The 17,237-nt window shown below is 62.1% G+C and carries 14 protein-coding genes; 3 read left to right on the top strand and 11 right to left on the bottom strand.

The genetic code is table 11. From position 1 onward, the window contains the following. Positions 1 to 99: 99 nt before the first annotated feature. A complete protein-coding gene (locus ACHPFG_RS19075) occupies positions 100 to 1,272 on the top strand; it encodes a XylR family transcriptional regulator (protein ID WP_431700136.1) in 1,173 nt (390 codons plus the stop codon). A 63-nt stretch (positions 1,273 to 1,335) separates the two neighbouring features. Here ACHPFG_RS19075 and ACHPFG_RS19070 read toward each other — a convergent pair whose 3' ends face one another. Further along, complete coding sequence (locus ACHPFG_RS19070; protein ID WP_150676184.1) at positions 1,336 to 1,644, bottom strand: DUF6124 family protein; 309 nt, start codon at positions 1,642 to 1,644, stop codon at positions 1,336 to 1,338. A gap of 423 nt (positions 1,645 to 2,067) precedes the next feature. Further along, positions 2,068 to 4,476 (bottom strand): glucose/quinate/shikimate family membrane-bound PQQ-dependent dehydrogenase, encoded by a 2,409-nt coding sequence (locus tag ACHPFG_RS19065; protein WP_431700135.1) that lies wholly within the window; start codon positions 4,474 to 4,476, stop codon positions 2,068 to 2,070. A gap of 243 nt (positions 4,477 to 4,719) precedes the next feature. Between ACHPFG_RS19065 and ACHPFG_RS19060 the strand changes: the two genes are divergently transcribed. Then, entirely contained in the window at positions 4,720 to 6,021 is a 1,302-nt protein-coding gene (locus tag ACHPFG_RS19060) for an Nramp family divalent metal transporter (protein WP_074846027.1), read from the top strand. Between the two features lie 49 nt (positions 6,022 to 6,070). On the opposite strand, the gene ACHPFG_RS19055 is transcribed toward ACHPFG_RS19060, so the two are convergent. Then, complete coding sequence (locus ACHPFG_RS19055) at positions 6,071 to 7,114, bottom strand: LLM class flavin-dependent oxidoreductase (protein WP_064052580.1); 1,044 nt, start codon at positions 7,112 to 7,114, stop codon at positions 6,071 to 6,073. A gap of 193 nt (positions 7,115 to 7,307) precedes the next feature. Further along, on the bottom strand, positions 7,308 to 7,793 hold the full coding sequence (locus ACHPFG_RS19050) for a flavin reductase family protein (RefSeq protein WP_115489020.1): 486 nt from the start codon (positions 7,791 to 7,793) through the stop codon (positions 7,308 to 7,310). A gap of 322 nt (positions 7,794 to 8,115) precedes the next feature. On the opposite strand from ACHPFG_RS19050, the gene ACHPFG_RS19045 reads away from it, so the two are divergent. After that, positions 8,116 to 9,522, top strand: coding sequence for a purine-cytosine permease family protein (locus ACHPFG_RS19045; protein WP_431700134.1), 1,407 nt, complete (start codon positions 8,116 to 8,118; stop codon positions 9,520 to 9,522). Here the strand turns inward: ACHPFG_RS19045 and ACHPFG_RS19040 are convergent. The 7 genes from ACHPFG_RS19040 to ACHPFG_RS19010 all read right to left on the bottom strand — a co-directional run bounded on the left by ACHPFG_RS19040 (position 9,510) and on the right by ACHPFG_RS19010 (position 17,221). Then, positions 9,510 to 10,076, bottom strand: coding sequence for a sarcosine oxidase subunit gamma (locus tag ACHPFG_RS19040; protein WP_431700133.1), 567 nt, complete (start codon positions 10,074 to 10,076; stop codon positions 9,510 to 9,512). The two genes, ACHPFG_RS19045 and ACHPFG_RS19040, sit on opposite strands and share 13 nt — an antisense overlap. 3 nt (positions 10,077 to 10,079) lie before the next feature. Continuing rightward, the gene (locus ACHPFG_RS19035; protein WP_431700132.1) at positions 10,080 to 12,977 is read right to left on the bottom strand and encodes a 2Fe-2S iron-sulfur cluster-binding protein; all 2,898 of its coding nucleotides are present in this window, start codon (positions 12,975 to 12,977) and stop codon (positions 10,080 to 10,082) included. Further along, complete coding sequence (locus tag ACHPFG_RS19030; RefSeq protein ID WP_431700131.1) at positions 12,974 to 13,273, bottom strand: sarcosine oxidase subunit delta; 300 nt, start codon at positions 13,271 to 13,273, stop codon at positions 12,974 to 12,976. Before ACHPFG_RS19030 ends, ACHPFG_RS19035 begins: the two co-directional genes overlap by 4 nt. Positions 13,274 to 13,286: 13 nt before the next feature. Continuing rightward, positions 13,287 to 14,528 carry an FAD-dependent oxidoreductase gene (locus ACHPFG_RS19025; protein ID WP_131698785.1) on the bottom strand — a complete coding sequence of 414 codons (1,242 nt, stop codon included), beginning with the start codon at positions 14,526 to 14,528 and terminating at the stop codon, positions 13,287 to 13,289. Continuing rightward, positions 14,510 to 15,415 (bottom strand): bifunctional methylenetetrahydrofolate dehydrogenase/methenyltetrahydrofolate cyclohydrolase FolD, encoded by a 906-nt coding sequence (gene folD, locus ACHPFG_RS19020; RefSeq protein WP_167654913.1) that lies wholly within the window; start codon positions 15,413 to 15,415, stop codon positions 14,510 to 14,512. The genes ACHPFG_RS19025 and folD overlap by 19 nt, the downstream gene beginning before the upstream one ends. Beyond that, a complete protein-coding gene (gene purU / locus ACHPFG_RS19015) occupies positions 15,412 to 16,278 on the bottom strand; it encodes a formyltetrahydrofolate deformylase (RefSeq protein WP_090402534.1) in 867 nt (288 codons plus the stop codon). The genes folD and purU overlap by 4 nt, the downstream gene beginning before the upstream one ends. A gap of 343 nt (positions 16,279 to 16,621) precedes the next feature. After that, positions 16,622 to 17,221, bottom strand: coding sequence for a helix-turn-helix domain-containing protein (locus ACHPFG_RS19010; RefSeq protein ID WP_131698783.1), 600 nt, complete (start codon positions 17,219 to 17,221; stop codon positions 16,622 to 16,624). Positions 17,222 to 17,237: the final 16 nt, after the last annotated feature.

The following is a 17,237-nucleotide window of genomic DNA, read 5'->3' as shown; positions in this document are numbered from 1 at the left end:
CAACGGCTCCTGGCCCGCTGATTATGAAAATCATCAAGGTGTAGTGCGATTTTGAGTGGCAGGGGCTAGTCTGGTGTGACTGGCCTCAGGACAAAAACAATGAAAACCCTACCGCCCGTCCACCGCATCGCCCTGTTGTTCAACGGCAGCAAAATCTACGACCGCGGCATCATCGCCGGCATCGGCAATTACCTGAGCAGCACCCGCGCGTCCTGGGATCTGTTCCTGGAAGAGGACTTCCTCTGTCGCCTCAAAGGCATCGAGCGCTGGCAGGGCGACGGTATCATTGCCGACTTCGACGACCCGCTGATCGGCGAAGCGCTGGCCGACAGCACGTTGCCGGTGGTGGCGGTGGGTGGCTCGTATGAAGACGCGCGCGCCTATCCCAAGGGCATTCCCTACGTGGCCACCGACAACTATGGGTTGATGAAGCTGGCGTACGAGCACCTGATCGAGGCCGGGCTGACGCGATTTGCCTGTTTCAGCCTGCCAGAGGCCCAGGCCAATCGCTGGGCCCAGGAGCGTGAAAAAGCCTTTCGCCGCCTGCTGCAACGCGATGGTTTGCACGTCGAGGTGTATCGCGGCCTGGGCACCAGCGCGCCGTTGTGGGACAGCGCGGTGGAACAGCAGATTGCCTGGCTGCACAGCCTGCCCAAGCCCATCGGCATCATCGCCGTCACCGACGCCCGCGCCCGGCAATTGCTGCAAGCCTGCCTAACTGCGGGCATCGCCGTGCCGGAACAAGTGGCGTTGATCGGCATCGACAACGACCCCCTGACCCGCACCCTCACACGGGTGCCGCTGAGTTCGGTGATCCAGGGCACGGAAACCATGGGGCGCACGGCCGCCGCCTTGCTGCACCAGATGCTGCACGGCAAACCGTGCGTGGGCACGCAGGTCCTGGTGCCGCCGGAGGCGATCAATGTGCAGGCCTCCAGCTTGCATCAACCCTTGGGTAATCCGTACGTGATGCAGGCGCTGCTGTTTATCCGCCAGTACGCCTGCCAGGGCATCAAGACCGCGCAGGTGGCGGCCTATGTCGGCGTGTCGCGCTCCTCCCTGGAAGCGCACTTTCGCAAGGTGCGCGGCTGCAGCGTGCATGACGAGATCCTGCGCTTCAAACTCGCCGCCGCCGCCAAGGGCCTGGAAAGCCACGAACTGGCGATTGCCGATATTGCCGCCAGGTGCGGCTTCAAGTCGGCGCAGTACCTGCACACGGTGTTTCGTCGCGAGTTTGGTTGTACGCCGCGGGAGTACCAGCAGGGTGCGTAGTATGCGTTGCCCGTGCCTGAGTAAGGCCTTACATACACCGCCCCTCCCACCTTTTTAACGCGTTCAGGCAGTTGCTTTAGCGGGCTTCAGGCATTCGATGGAGCGATCCACGGTGGTCTTGGCAATTTCCAGCAAATGCCACACGGCCAGAATCTTCGCCCGTTCGGGGTTTGGTAGCAGGTCACCGCAATCCAGCGCCGTGGCGGAAGCGCTGTCGAGCAAGCTGGCGGTGTAAAGCAGGGCGTCTTCGAAGCTCAGGTCTTCGTTGACCGAGTGGAGGCCTTGGGTGGGTAGGTAGTGGTCGATGGCGCGGTTGAAGGCGGCGCGGTCTTTGGCGGGGTCGTGGGGTGGATCGGGGATAACTTTATTCATGGTGTACCTTCGCGTTGGATGAGGGGCCGACACCCTTCGCGACTAAACGAGGGTGGCGGCTGTACGCAGGTTAGTCGACCGGCTCCAACGCGAAAATACCGGCGCACCCGAAGGTGCCCTGCGCACAGCCACCATAAAACTCATGGAGGACCATGCACGCGTTGGAAGGTCAGGCGACTAAACCCGATCACTGATTTGGCAGTGACGGACCGCAGACTAGCCAGCGATTCCAACAGGCACAAGGCGGCAGGGATTGTCTAGGAAACGTCCTGCAATTAAAAGCGACCCGACTTGCTGGCGCTTTACAAACCATGACCAAATGCCACTAACGATGCCGCTCAGCTATTGAAATGCAGGCAATGTGGGAGGGGGCTTGTTGCCGATGCCGGAGCGCGGTGCAGGGGCACCGCGCGGACAGAGGGGTTATGGCAGGGCGTAGGCGATCACGTAGTCGCCACGGTCGGTGGACTGGCGCGCACCGCCGGCGGTGACGACGATGTACTGCTTGCCGGTTTTCGGCGACACGTAGGTCATCGGGCCGCCCTGGCTGCCGACGGGCAGGCGGGCCTTCCAGATTTCATCACCGTTGCCGCTGTTGAAGGCGCGCAGGTAGAAATCCTGGGTGCCGGCGATAAAGATCAGGCCGCCCTGGGTCGACAGGGTGCCGCCGAGGGTCGGCAGGCCGATCTTGATCGGCAGGTGCATGCGGATGCCCAGCGGGCCGGTGTCTTCAACGGTGCCAACCGGTACTTGCCACGCAACTTTCTGGGTCTTCATATCGATGGCGGTGAGGGTGCCGAACGGCGGCGCCTGGCACGGAATGCCGGCCACCGACAGGAAGCGGTTTTTGTTCACCGCATACGGCGTGCCCTTGAGCGGGACCGCGCCCATGCCGGTGTTCAGCGCTTCGCCACCGGACGAAGACTGGGCCTTGTTCTGCGACGGCACCATCTGGATCCACAGGCCCAGGCGCATGTCGTTGACGAAGATAAAGCCATGCACCGGGTCGGTGGAAATACTGCCCCAGTTCATGCCGCCCAGGGAGCCGGGGAAGCTCAGGGATTTATCGGTGCCCGGCGCGGTGTACAGGCCGTCGTAGCGCATGCCCTTGAAGTCGATGCGGCACAGCAACTGGTCGTACGGGGTGGCGCCCCACATGTCCGACTCGCTCAGGGTTTGCGCGCCGATCTGCGGCATGCCCACGGATTTCGGCTGGGTTGGCGAGTAGGGTTCGTTGGGGATGTTCGCGGCTTTGACCGGGACTTCCTTGACGTCGGTCAGCGGCTGGCCGGTGGCGCGGTCGAGCACGTAGATCTGCCCGGCCTTGGTGCCGATTACCACCGCGGGTACCGCCTTGTCGCTGCCCGGTGGGGTGAAGTCGATCAGGCTCGGCTGCATCGGCAGGTCGAAGTCCCACAGGTCATTGTGGACGGTCTGGTACACCCACTTTTCAGCACCGGTGGAGGCATCCAGCGCCAATACCGAAGCGCCGTATTTATGGTTGAGCGGGGTGCGCTCCACGCCATAGATGTCGGTGGACGAGCTGCCCATCGGCAGGAAGACCGTGTTCATCAACGGGTCGTAGGACATCGGCGCCCAGCTGTTGGGGGTGCTGCGCACATAGGTGCTGCCGGCGGCCGGTGCTTGTTTGTCTTCAGGGTTGCCCGGGTCGAAGGCCCAGCGCATTTGGCCGGTGATAACGTCAAAGCCACGGATCACGCCGCCGGGCATATCGGTTTGTACGTTGTCGGCCACGCGACCACCGACCACCACGGTGGTACCGGCGATCAATGGCGCGGACGACAGCTGGTAGTAGCTGTCCGGCACATTGCCCAGGCCGGCTTTCAGGTCCACCTGGCCGTGGGTGCCGAAGTCTTCGCAGAATTTACCGGTGTCGGCATCTACTGCGATCAGGCGCGCATCGATGGTGTTGGTCAGCAAGCGGCGCTGGCATTGCGCACCGGCTGGAACGCTGGCGGCAATGATCGGCGAGCTGTTGGGCTGGCTCGGTTGGGCAATCGGCGCGGTGGCGTCGAAATACGCCATGCCCCGGCAACGCTGCCACACCGCCGACTTGGCGTTGACTTCGTTCTTCCACAGCTCTTTGCCGGTGTCGGCGTCGAGGGCGATCAGGTTGTTGTGCGGGGTGCAGATAAACACCTTGTTGCCGATCTGCAGGGGCGTGAGCTGGTCTTCGGCGCCATTGCCGTCGCTGAGAGCCACGTCACCGGTGTGGTAGGTCCAGGCCACTTTGAGCTGGTTGATGTTGTCGCGATTGATCTGGTCCAGCGCGGCGAAGCGGCTGCCACCTTCGGTGTTGCCGTAGTGGGCCCAGTCCTTCTGCGCGTCGGCCGCGGCCACGGGCGTGATGCCTGGGCCTGCACCGGTTGGGGCGACACTGGGGTGGGCGACAAACATATTGCCCGCCGCCACTGCCACGCCCACCGCCACCACGGCGGCAACGCCATAGGCACCGCGCGCAGGTCGGCCCGCCAGCAGCGGATACACCAGCGCCACCACCAGGCCGATGACCGCGAACATGAACAGCCGCGAGAACAGCGGCCAGAACACCAGGCCCACATCCGCCACCGCCCAGATGGCCGTGCCGATCAGGAACGCCGCGAACAGCCATGCACCTGCGGTCTTTTGCCGGGCAATCAGCAGGCCGGAAACCGCCATGGCCACGCCGCCGATCAGGAAGTACCAGGAACCGCCGAGGCTGACCAGTTTGGCGCCGCCAACGGCCAGCGCGAGGCCGAGCAGGGCGATGATCACGCCCAGACCCAGGAGTAAGAATCTAGAGACGCCAGTGGCGCGCGATGCTCGTTTCATGTCGAAAGGACTCGAGTGAGAGAGGGCAAAGATGCGATTTTAGCAAGATAAGTAACCAGGTAGTACATTTTGCCGTGTGCACAGCGATCCAATCCTCTTTCTGTGCGGGCAATCAGCACTCAAGGGGGGCGCCCGCCAGGAAACATTTATTAATAAATACGCGTGCTGATTGGTTGTACGACGTCATATCAACTGTGTTCGACTATCTCCGCTCTCACAAAAAAAACAACGGAGACTCCCCCTATGACCGATTTCCCTTCGATAGAAGGCAAGTCTGCCGCACCCGTAAGCGGCCATGTTGTACGACTACTCAAGCTATTAGGCCCAGGCGTGATCGCCGTCCTGTCTTGGCTGGGTGCTGGCGATTTGATTACTTCCTCCGTTGCCGGCGCCAATTACGGCTACGCCATGATGTGGGTGCTGGCAGTTTCTCTGCTGCTCAGGTACCTGATCGTCAACATCATTGCGCGCTTTCAGCTGTGCAATAACCAAGGCATGACGATCCTTCAGGGTTATGCCCAGTTGAACCCGTTCTTCGCCTGGTTCCTGCTGGTGTATGCGCTGCTGATGGGGCATTTGATGAATGCCTACATGATCAAGGGTGCGGGTGAAGCCCTGGCCATGCTGTTCAAGACCGACTACGCGCTGCTGTGTTCGGTGGCGGTGGTGTTGGCGGTGTGGCTGCTGGTGGGGCGCAATATCTATTCGATGATCGAAGGCGTGATGAAAGGCCTGCTGGCAATCATGACCCTGGCGTTCATTGCCTTGGCGGTGATGTCCGGGCCGGATATGGCGGGCATTGTCAAAGGGACTATCGGTTTCAGCATTCCGCCGGATGAGGGCGTACACGGGGCGTTGCTGGTGGCTGTCTCGGTGATCGGCGCGGTGGCGGGCTCGATTGCCAACTTCGTGCACCCTTATGTCATGCGCCAGAAAGGCTGGGTCGGCCCACAGCACAAGCGCATCCAGCGTAACGACCTGCTATTCGCCGTGTTCGTCGGCATTGTGATCAACCTGGCGATCTGGATTGTGGGCGCCGAAATCCTGCGGCCCAACGGTATTGAAGTGAAGACCTTGGGCGACCTGGGCAAGGCGCTCGAAATCTTCTTCGGGCCGATCGGCTGGTACATTTTCTTTATCGGTGTATTCGCTACGCTGTTTGCCAGCATCTCCGGCAAAACCACGGCCTTCCCGATGCTGATCACCGATGCCTTCCAGCACGTACGGCCTGGACGCCGTGAGCGTTACGGCAAAGAGTTCCACCATGACCCGATGCACAAGTGGTTCATGTTGTTCATTCTGGTGACCCCGCTGATCTGGTCGCTGCCGGGCATGCCGGACTTTGTCACGCTGACCATCGGCGTCAGCGCGTTGAACATCATTGGCTTGCCGGTAATTTCCCTCGGCTTGCTGATTATGTCCAACCAGAAGTCGCTGCTGAGCAAGGAATACCGCAATAACCTGTTCGAAAATATTGCGCTGCTTTTCGCCACGGGGCTGGCGCTGTGGGTCGCGTTCCAATTGGGTGTCGAACTGTTCAGTTGATGCCGGGCGGGCAGGCGTCGCACCTGTTTGGAGCGACGCCTGCAAGCGATCAACGAAACGCCGGCACCACCTGCTCGATAAACAGCGCCAACGACTTCTTCTTCTCGGCATGGGGCAGGCTGTTGTCGCACCAGAAGCTGAACTCATCCACGCCCAGTTCCTGGTAGTAGCGGATGCGCGGGATGATTTCTTCGGCGGTGCCGATCATCGCGGTCTTGTGCAGGCTGTCCAGTTCGAACTCCGGGCGGGCGGCGAATTTTTCTTCCGGGCTCGGTGCCAGGAAGCCATTCACCGGCACCTCTTTATTGCCGAACCAGGCATCGAAAGTGCGATAGAACTTCGAGATCGCCTTGGCCCCGACTTTCCAGCCGTCCGGATCATCGGCGGCATGCACGTGGGTGTGACGCAGCACCATCAGTTGCGGGCGCGGTACGCCGGGGTTGTTGTCGAGGGCGGCCTGGAATTTGTTTTTCAGGTCGAGGACTTCTTCGTCGCCCTTCATCAGCGGCGTGACCATCACGTTGCAGCCGTTGGCGACTGCGAAGTTGTGCGAGTCCGGGTCGCGGGCGGCGATCCACATCGGCGGGTTGGGCTGCTGGATCGGCTTGGGCACGCTGGTGGAGGTGGGGAATTTCCAGATGTCGCCGTCGTGGGCGTAGTCGCCTTTCCACAGCGCACGCACCACCGGCACCATCTCACGCAGCGCCTGGCCGCCGCTGGAAGCGGGCATGCCGCCGGCCATGCGGTCGAATTCGACCTGGTAAGCGCCACGGGCCAGGCCGACTTCCATGCGCCCGTTGCTGATCACGTCGAGCAAGGCACATTCGCCCGCCACCCGCAGCGGGTGCCAGAACGGCGCGATGATGGTCCCGGCGCCCAGGTGAATGGTGGTGGTCTTGGCCGCGAGGTAAGCCAGCAGCGGCATCGGGCTCGGCGAGATGGTGTATTCCATGGCGTGGTGTTCGCCAATCCATACGGTGCTGAAACCGCCGGCCTCGGCCATCAGGGTCAGTTCGGTCAAGTCTTCGAACAACTGGCGGTGGCTGACACTTTCGTCCCAACGCTCCATGTGTACGAACAGGGAAAACTTCATGACGCTTACCTCGGATCTATTGTGATCGGCCTGTCGACTGCGGGCCCTTAGTGCTCTCGCCAATGTGAAGCATGCCAGTGATGATGGCTGTTCGGCGGATTGATTGTTGGTATACCATAATACGGAATATACGCAAAAGTTTTCTCTCAACCGGTTACCGGGCTGACACCCGCAATCAAACTGTGGGAGGGGCTCAGGCCGGCATCGGCAACGCGCCCATCTTGCCGTGGCAATACACCAGTGGCCCGGCGTTCTGTCGGGGCACGATCAGGTTTTTCACTGCGCCGACCATGATCGCGTGATCGCCGCCTTCATATTCTCGCCACAACTCGCACTCGATCACCGCCGTGGCATTGGCCAGGATCGGGTTGCCCAACTCACTGAGCGTCCATTCGATGCCCTGGGCCTTGTCCTTGCCCTTGCGCGCAAAGGCATAGGCTTCGGTTTGCTGCCCACCGGAAAGCACATGAATGGCAAAGCGTTTGTTCTTGATCAACACCGGGTACGAGTCGGAGCTGTAGTTGGGGCAGAACAGCACCAGGGCCGGGTCCATGGACAGTGAGCTGAAGGCACTGGCGGTCAGCCCGACGATTTGCCCGTCGTCATCGAGCGTGGTGATCACGGTGACCCCGGACGGAAACGAACCCATCACTTGTTTGTAGATAGCGGCATCGATCATGGGGCGGTCCTCTGCGGGTAAAGCGGTTCTTATGAGTTTGTAGGTCTGATGGTATACCGTAATACAATCGATGCAACCGCTTTTTGAGTCGCCCGATGAACGTCAATCCTGGGTCTTATAGCCAATAAATACGGGAGCCATGGCAGGAAATAACAGGGCGCCCTGTGGCACACTTGCGGATCAGATGCGTGCTGAAACTACGGATCAGCCTTGTGAAAATGTTGGAATACCATAATATGGTGTTCATCTGAGGGGCGGCCAGAGAGCTCCCCCGGTTTGGCGTCAAACAACTATAAGATCAGACAAACGCGAGTTCATTTCCATGCCCCAGATGTCCCGGCAAGACCCCCTGATCGAGCATCACACGGTCGATTACGTCCCCCTCGCAGAGCGCCATGGAAAGGCCCGCGACCTGTTCACCTTATGGTTCAGCACCAACATCGCACCGCTGCCGATCGTCACCGGTGCCATGGTCGCCCAGGTGTTCCATCTCAATCTGGCGTGGGGGCTGCTGGCGATTGCCCTCGGGCATCTGCTCGGCGGCATCGTGATTGCCCTCGCATCGGCCCAGGGCCCGCGCATGGGCATCCCGCAGATGGTGCAGAGCCGTGGCCAGTTCGGCCGTTACGGCGCGCTGCTGATCGTGTTCTTCGCCGCACTGATCTACATCGGCTTTTTCATCTCCAATATCGTCCTGGCCGGCAAGTCCATCGTGGGCATCGCACCGTCGGTGCCGGTGCCGGCGAGCATCCTGATCGGCGCCCTCAGCGCCACCGCCATCGGCGTGATCGGCTACCGCTTTATCCATACCCTCAACCGCATCGGCACCTGGGTGATGGGCAGCGCGTTGCTGGCCGGTTTTATCTACATCTTTGCCCATGACCTGCCGGCAGATTTCCTGACCCGAGGCGGCTTCAACGCGGCGGGCTGGTTGGCCACCGTGTCGCTGGGGGTGATCTGGCAGATCAGCTTTTCGCCCTACACCAGCGACTACTCGCGCTACCTGCCGGCGGATATCGGCATCACCCGGCCGTTCATTGCGACCTACCTGGGCGCCACCCTCGGCACCATCCTGTCCTTTGCCTTTGGCCTGGTTGCCGCACTGGCCACGCCCGAAGGCACCGAAGCCATGGTCGCGGTCAAGCAAGCCACCGGCTGGCTGGGGCCAATCCTGATGGTGCTGTTCCTGCTCAATATCATCAGCCACAACGCCCTGAATCTGTACGGTGCGGTGCTGTCGATCGTCACCTCGATCCAGACCTTCGCCAGTCACTGGACCCCGAGCATCAAGGTGCGCGTGGTGCTCTCAGGCGTGATCCTCACCGGTTGCTGCGTAGTCGCCTTGGGCGCCTCGGCGGACTTCATCTCGCAATTTATCGGCCTGATCCTCGCGCTGTTGCTGGTGCTGGTGCCGTGGGCGTCAATCAACCTGATCGACTTCTACATCATCAAGCGCGGGGTCTATGACATTGCCTCGATCTTCCAGGCGGATGGCGGGGTGTACGGACGTTTCAACCTGCATGCGATCGTGGCGTACTTCATCGGCATCATCGTGCAACTGCCGTTTGCCAATACCTCGCTGTATGTGGGGCCGTGGGCCAACCTGGTGGAAGGCGCGGACTTGTCGTGGCTGGTGGGATTGGTGGTGACGTGCCCGTTGTATTACTGCCTGGCGACACGTCAACACACCCAAAAGGTCAGGGCGGCGCGGTTGGGCTACACCGACTGAGCCACCCCGCCGAACTCCTCCAACGCATCCCGCAACGCGCCCTCGAAGTATTCCTTCGAGGCGCGATCCCAGAGGATATGAAACGCCGGCAGCTCCACACTCCCTGTGTGGATGACAATCGCATTGACCCGCGCCACCGACGTCTGCGCTACCGCCCCCGGCTTGAAGGCCGGGAAACTCAGATCCACCCCGCACAGCTTGGCCATCACCTGCGCAATCACGCCTCCGCTGAGCAGCACGCAGGCATGGCTGTCCTGGCGCGGCAGCAGGTAATTGGCGCTGTGGTCCAGTTCCCAACGCGCTTCTTCATCGGCAATCCGCTGCCCCTGATCCTGCGGGCTGCCCAGTAGCAGGTATTCGTTCTGCGACAGGCGCGCCACCCAACTGCCGTCCGCTTGCGCGCTGGCTTGGTTGGGCGCGCCCGGCAACGTGAAGCCGCGCGCCGTGAGGTACTCGGCGCTTTGTGTGCCGCGAAAGCCGACCCGGGGCAGGTCGGTCTGGTCCTGCAGCTGGCAGGGCGGCGTGAACAATTCGTGGGCTTTCAGACTGGTCATGGCTTAACCCTCCTGGCGTTGGTTGGTGGGGTCGAAGAACGGCAGTTGCACCACCTCGGCCTGGACGACGATGCCGCCTTCGACGCGAATCGGAATGCGCTGCCCCGGTGTGCTCTGGTCGATCCCGGCGTAGGCCAGGCCGATGATGCGGCCCAGGCTGGTGGAGTATTCGCAGGAGGTTACGTTGCCGCTGATGTCCGCGCCGTTGAGCACCAGGTGGCCTTCCAGCGGTTGCACACTGCCCTTGGGCAGGCTGAAGCCCACCAGTTTGCGTTTCAACGGCTGGGCTTCGAGGATGTCCACCGAGCGACGACCGACGAAGAACGGCTTGTTGCGGTTGACCGCCCAGCCCATGTCGATTTCTGCCGGGTGAGTCATGCCGTCAGTGTCCTGGCTGATGATCACGTGGCCTTTTTCCAGGCGCAGCAGGCGTTGGGTTTCGACGCCGAAGGGGCGAATGTCAAAGGCCTTGCCGGCCGTCATCAACGCGTCCCACAACGCCAGGCCGTGGCGTGCCGGTACGTGGATTTCATAGCCCAATTCGCCGACGAACCCCACCCGCAGCAAGCGTGCCTTGATCCCGGCCACCGTGCCCTGGCGCACGCCCAGGTAAGGGAAGCCTTCGGCACTCAGGTCGATGTCGCTGCACACCTGCTCCAGCACTTTGCGCGAATCCGGCCCGGCGATGTTCACCGCACAGATCGCGGCGGTGACGTTGGTCACGTCCACGTCCAGGCGCCACTGCGCGTTCCACTTGAGCATCTGCTGGTAGATGCGGTCGACGCCGCTGGTGGTGGCGGTGACGTAGAAATGGTTGTCGGCCAGCCGCGCGCACACGCCATCGTCGATCACCACGCCGTGTTCGTTGGTCATCAGCGCATAACGCGAACGGCCCACCGGCTGCTTGAGGAACGCAAAGGTGTACATGCGGTTGAGCAATTCGGCGGCGTCCGGGCCGCGTACGTCCAGGCCGCCGAGTGTGGACACATCGATCAGCCCGACCTTGTTGCGCACGTGCAGCGCTTCGGCCTGCATGCATGCTTCGCGGTCCTCGGCCTTGCCGTAATAGGCCGGGCGCTGCCAGATACCGGCGGGCATCATCTTCGCTCCGGCTTGCACATGGCGCGCGTGCATCGGCGTTTGGCGGTAAGGGTCGAAGGCGCGCCCGGCGACATGCGCGAGTTTCTCCGCCACGAACGGCGGCCGTGCGGTGGTGACCCCGGTTTCGCTGATAGTGCGCTGGGTCGCCCAGGCCACCAGCCGTGCGGTCGGCAGCGCCGAGTGACGCCCCTGGGACGGGCCCATGCCGACCGTGGAGTAACGCTTGACCAACTGCACATCGCGGTAGCCGATGCGGGTGGCGTTGACGATGTCCGCCACCTGCAGGTCTTCGTCAAAATCCACAAAATCCTTGCCTTTGGGGTGCGGGAAGATCGGCCAGTGGAAGTTGACCTGGGCTTCGCTGCGCAGCGCTGCAGGCGAGCCGGCGCTGTTCAAACCGAGGGCGAGCAGGCTGTCGGCGGCGGCGTTGGTCGCATCCGCCAGCACATTGTCCAGTTGATGCCGCCCCTGTACGGAACCGGCCACGCCCAGGTTACGCGGCAGGCCACTGAGGCTGAACTCTGCCCGCGAGTCGTCATAGGCCAGCTTGCCACCGGCCTGGCATAGCAACTGATAGACCGGCATATAACCGGCCGACATGCACAACAGGTCGCAGTCGATCACTTGCCCGCTGGCGCTGACCTGGCCCTGGCCGGTGATCTGGCGCACGTCGACGCCTTTCACATGGCGCAGGCCTTTTTCATGCAGGGCTTCGAACACCGTGCTGTTGCTCAGGCACGGGATCTTGCGCTGGGCCAGGGCGCCCGGCAGGGCTTTGTCCGCCGGGGCGTGACGCAGGTCGATCACGGCGGCCACGTCCACGCCCTGGTCATGCAGGTCGAGGGCGGCGAGGTAGCCGTCATCGTTGCCAGTGAGTACCACTGCGCGCTTGCCGGGCTTGACTGCATACAGCTTCATCAGGCGTTGCGCGGCGCTGGTGAGCATCACCCCCGGCAGGTCGTTGTTGCGGAAGACCACCGGTTGGTCGAACGAACCGCTGCACACCAGGCACTGTTGCGCGCGCACTTTGTACAGGCGCTTGCCCTGGATCACCGGCAGGTAGTTGTCGATGAACCAGGCATTGCAGGTGGCGTCGGTGAGCACCTGGATATTCGCGTGTTGCTGCACCGCGCCGAGCAACTCGCGGCGCAAGGTGTCGGCGCGGGTGCCGGCAATATCGAAGCGCGCGTAGGTCAGCGACCCGCCGAGGATCGGCTGCTGCTCGATCAGCAACACCTTGGCGCCGGCATTCGCGGCGGTCAGCGCGGCCTGCAAGCCAGCGGGGCCGGCGCCGATCACGGCGAGGTCGGTGAACAGGTAGGCCTTGTCGTAGTACTCGGGTTGGAACGTCAGGTCGAGCACGCCCAGGCCGGCTTTTTTGCGGATGATCGGCTCCCAGACTTTCCACATGCCCTTGGGCTTGTAGAACGAACGGTAGTAGAAACCCACTGGCATGAACTTGGAGAACTTGCCCAGGTAGGCGTCCTTGTCGTTGTCCAGCGAGCCATTGACGTTCTGCGCCGTCACCGCCAGGCCGGCGGACAGCGCGTGGGCATCGGCCAATACGTTGGGTTCGCGGGGCAGTTGCACCAGGCTGTTGGCGTCATGGCCGGCCATGGTCAATGGGCCGCGTGGGCGGTGGTACTTGAACGAACGCGACATCAGGAAGCGCCCGTTGGCGAGCAGCGCGCTGGCGATGCTGTCGCCCTGAAAACCTTGGTAGGGCAGGCCGTCGAAACTGAAATCGAGTGGCTGGTCACGCTGGATCAGCAGGCCCATGGGGGCGGGGAGGCGGTTCATCCGGCGATCTCCTTGGCGGTGGTGAAGTCGACGCGGGTGGTGAACACTTCGCGCGGATCGAAGGTGCGGACGATCTCGTCGGTGACCGTATGGCGCTCGGCGAGGAACCAGTAGCTGGACGGCGTGTGCATCCACCATTCGCGCACCACACCGGCGAGGTTGTCGGTGTTGAACACGTAGTCGGCCCATTCGGCATCGCTGCAGGACACCGGATCGGGCATCGGTTTGAATTCACCGCCGTAGGTGAACTCGCTGATATTGCGCGGCCCGTTGAGCGGGCAAATCATGATTTTCATCGTCTGCTCTCCGTCAGTGGCTGGCCGCTGTGGCGCCCATTTCGTTGACTTGCTGGAAGGTCGAAAAGCGCTCGAGGCCGAAGGGCTTGATCAAGTCCGGCACCTTGCCGCCGCTGGCGACCAGCTCGGCCATGGTCTTGCCGCAGATCGGCGTGGCCTTGAAGCCCCAGGTGCCCCAGCCGGCGTCGAGGTAGTAATTCTTTACCGGCGACAGGCCCATGATCGGGCTGTAGTCGGGGGTCATGTCGGTGATCCCGGCCCACTGGCGCATCAACTTGGCGTTGGCCAGGAACGGGAACATCTCGATGGCATGGGCCAACAGGCTTTCCTTGAGGTCCAGGGTCGAGCGCGTGTTGAACAGCGGGTACGGGTCGGAACCGCCACCGAACACCACTTCGCCACGGCTGGTTTGCTGCACGTAGCAGTGCAGGGCCGAGGAACTCACCAACGGGTCGAGGAACGGCTTGAACGGTTGGGTGACCATGGCCTGCAACGGGAAGGTCTGGATCGGCGAACGGATACCGGCCTTGGCCATCAGCAGCGAACTGTGCCCGGCAATCGCCTGTACCGCGCAGCCGCAACGGATGGTGCCGCGATTGGTTTTCACCGCGGTGATGGTGCCGTTTTCGATGATCAGGTCCTGCACTTCGGTGAGCTGGTGGATTTCCACGCCACGCTTGGCCGCCTGCTTGGCGTAGCCCCAGGCCACGGCATCGTGGCGTGCGGTGGCGCCGTCGATATGCCACAGCCCGGCGAGCACCGGCAAGTGGCCGGGGTCGAGGTTGAGGCTGGGCACCAGCTCGCGGATCTGCTGGCGGTCGATCATCTCGGTACGCCCGCCGAAGTGCTTGTTGACCTCGGCGCGCTGGCGGAACGAACGCACGGTGGCGTCGGTGTGAGCCAGGGTCAGTTGGCCGCGCTCGGAGTACATGATGTTGAAATCGAACTCGTTGGACAGCGACTGGAACATCTTCACCGACTCGGCGTAGAAACGAACGCCTTCGCTGGTGAGGTAGTTGGAGCGGATCACCGCCGTATTGCGCGCGGTATTACCGCCGCCCAGGTAGGCCTTTTCCAGCACCGCTATATTGGTGATCCCGTGGTACTTGGCCAGGTAGTAGGCCGTCGCCAGGCCATGGCCACCGGCGCCGATGATCACCACGTCGTAACTCGACTTGAGTTCCTTGGGCGGTGGCAGGTCCACCTCCACCGGGTACTCCGAACTCAGCCCGTATTTCAATAGATTGAATGGCATACGGCCTCCGATTGGCTGCGTAGGGCGTGGTGTTGCGCCAGGGCGGCGGCCACGGTGTTTTTCATCAGGAAGGCAATGGTCATCGGCCCGACACCGCCGGGTACCGGGGTGATGGCGGCGACATGGGGCAGGGCGCTGTCGAAGTCGACATCACCCACCAGGCGGCTGCGGCCGTCGTCGTCGATGCGGTTGATGCCGACATCGATCACCACCGCGCCGGGCTTCAACCAGCTCGCGTCAATCAAGCGGGCGCGGCCCACGGCGGCGATCACGATATCGGCCTGGCGACACAGGGCCGGGGCGTCGTGACTGCGCGAATGCAGCACGGTCACCGAGCAATCCGCCTTGAGCAGCAGCGCGGCCATGGGCTTGCCGACGATGTTCGAACGGCCGATCACCACCGCGTGTTTGCCACGCAGGTCGCCGCAGGTTTGCTCCAACAGATACAGGCAACCGCTCGGGGTGCATGGCGTGAGCACCGCGCGGCCCTGGCTGAGGCCGCCGACGTTCTGGCTGTGAAACCCGTCGACGTCCTTCTCCGGCGCGATGGCTTCCAGGGCGCGCAGTTCGTCCATCTGCGCCGGCAACGGCAATTGCAGGAGGATGCCGTGGATCGCCGGGTCGGCATTCAATTGGCCGATCAGAATCAATAATTGTTCGGTGCTGGTATCGCCGGGCAGGCGATGCTCCACGGAGCGGATGCCCACCTCTTCGGCGCGCAGGATCTTGTTGCGCACATAAACCTGGCTGGCCGGGTCGCTGCCCACCAGGATCACCGCCAGCGCCGGTTGAATATCTTGCCCATGCAGCCGCGCCACGTCCTCGCGCACTTGCAGCAGCACTCGCGCCGCGGCGGCTTTGCCGTCGATCAGTTTATGCGCGCTCACCGGAACACCACCGTTCTGTCCTGATTGAGGAAAACCCGGTGCTCCAGGTGGTACTTGACCGCCTTGGACAGGGCCACGGTTTCGGTGTCGCGGCCGATGGCGACGAGGTCGTCGGGCTTGTACACGTGGTCGACGCGCTGCACTTCCTGCTCGATGATTGGGCCCTCATCCAGGTCGCTGGTCACATAGTGCGCGGTGGCGCCGATCAACTTCACACCGCGTTGATACGCCTGGTGATAGGGCTTGGCACCCTTGAAACCGGGCAGGAACGAATGGTGGATATTGATCGCCCGCCCCGACAGTTGCCGGCACAGGTCGTCGGAGAGGATCTGCATGTAGCGCGCCAACACCACCAGCTCGGTGCGGGTGTCATCGACGATCTTCATCAACTCGGCTTCCTGCGCGGCCTTGTTGTCCTTGGACACCGGCAGGTAGATAAAGCGAATGCCCTCGCGCTCGGCCATCGGCCGCAGGTCGAGGTGGTTGGAGACGATGGCGGTGATGGTCATGTCCATCTCGCCCTTGTGGTAGCGGTAGAGCAGGTCGGTGAGGCAGTGGTCGAACTTGCTCACCATCAGCATCACGCGCATCGGCTCGCGGGTGTCGTACAGCTCCCACTGCATGTCGAAGGCCTGGGCGACATCGGCGAAACCGTCTCTGATCTCTTGCAGGTCCCCTGTGTGCCCATCGTTGAAGCGGAACACGGCGCGCATGAAGAAGCGGCCGCTGAAGTCATCGTCGAACTGCGCCATTTCCCCGATGTAGCACGCCTTGTCCGCCAGGTAAGTGGTGACGGCAGCGACGATGCCGGACACGGCGGGGCACGTCACCTTGATGATGAAATGGTTTTTTTCGTGTTGCATGACACGTCCTCGGGATGATGGCGGCAGCTCATCGCATAGCGAAAAAACGTCTGAGGACAGCAGGCTCATTCCTTGAGCGCATTTTCTTGTGAGGAATAAAATATTCCTGAAGTGGCTTTATAGGGGAATGGGGGCAGGGCGTCTAGGGGTTTTGGGAAAGTTTTTTAACTGAGGGGAATTTTTAGCGGGCAGGGCGGTATCGAATGCAGTCAAAAATGTGGGAGGGGGCTTGCTCCCGATAAGGGTGGGTCAATGACAAATGCATTCACTGACATTCCCTTATCGGGAGCAAGCCCCCTCCCACAGTTGAATCTCTGTGCTTCAGGTGTATCGCGAGTTCGGATTATTCCTTGTCGTTGCCGTAGTTCATGATCGACAACAACCGAATCGGCACCCGCACCAACTGCTCCGGCCCGTGCGGAATCTCGCCCTCAAACGTCAAGCTGTCCCCGGCCTCCATCCGATACAGCTGGTTGCCATGCCGATAAATCAACTCCCCCTCCAGCAAATGCAAAAACTCCGTCCCCGGATGGGCAAAGGTCGGAAACTCCTCACTGGCGTCATCCATGCTGACCATGTACGCCTCGAAGCTCTTCTTCGGTCCGCGCGTGTGGTTGAGCAGGTGATAGGTATGCCCTTTCTCGGTCCCCCGGCGCACCACTTCCATGCCCTGGTCGGCCTTGACCAGCAAGGCGCTGCCATCCTGCTGGTCGTATTCGCTGAATAACTTCGATAACGGCAGCCCGAGCACATCGCACAGGCGGCTCAAGGTATCGAGGCTGGTGGAGACCTGGGCGTTCTCGATCTTGCTCAACATGCCCTGGCTGATATCGGCAATCTTCGCCACGTCGGACAGCTTCAGGTCCTGGGCCTGGCGCTGGCGTTTGATCTGCAGCCCCAGGTATTGCTCGAGCTTGAGGCGCGGGGCGGTTTCGGTGGACATGATCATCGGCTCCTGC

The organism is Pseudomonas sp. BR20 (assembly GCF_050780135.1).
GTDB lineage: Bacteria > Pseudomonadota > Gammaproteobacteria > Pseudomonadales > Pseudomonadaceae > Aquipseudomonas.
This window is presented reverse-complemented; position numbering and strand designations above follow the sequence as displayed.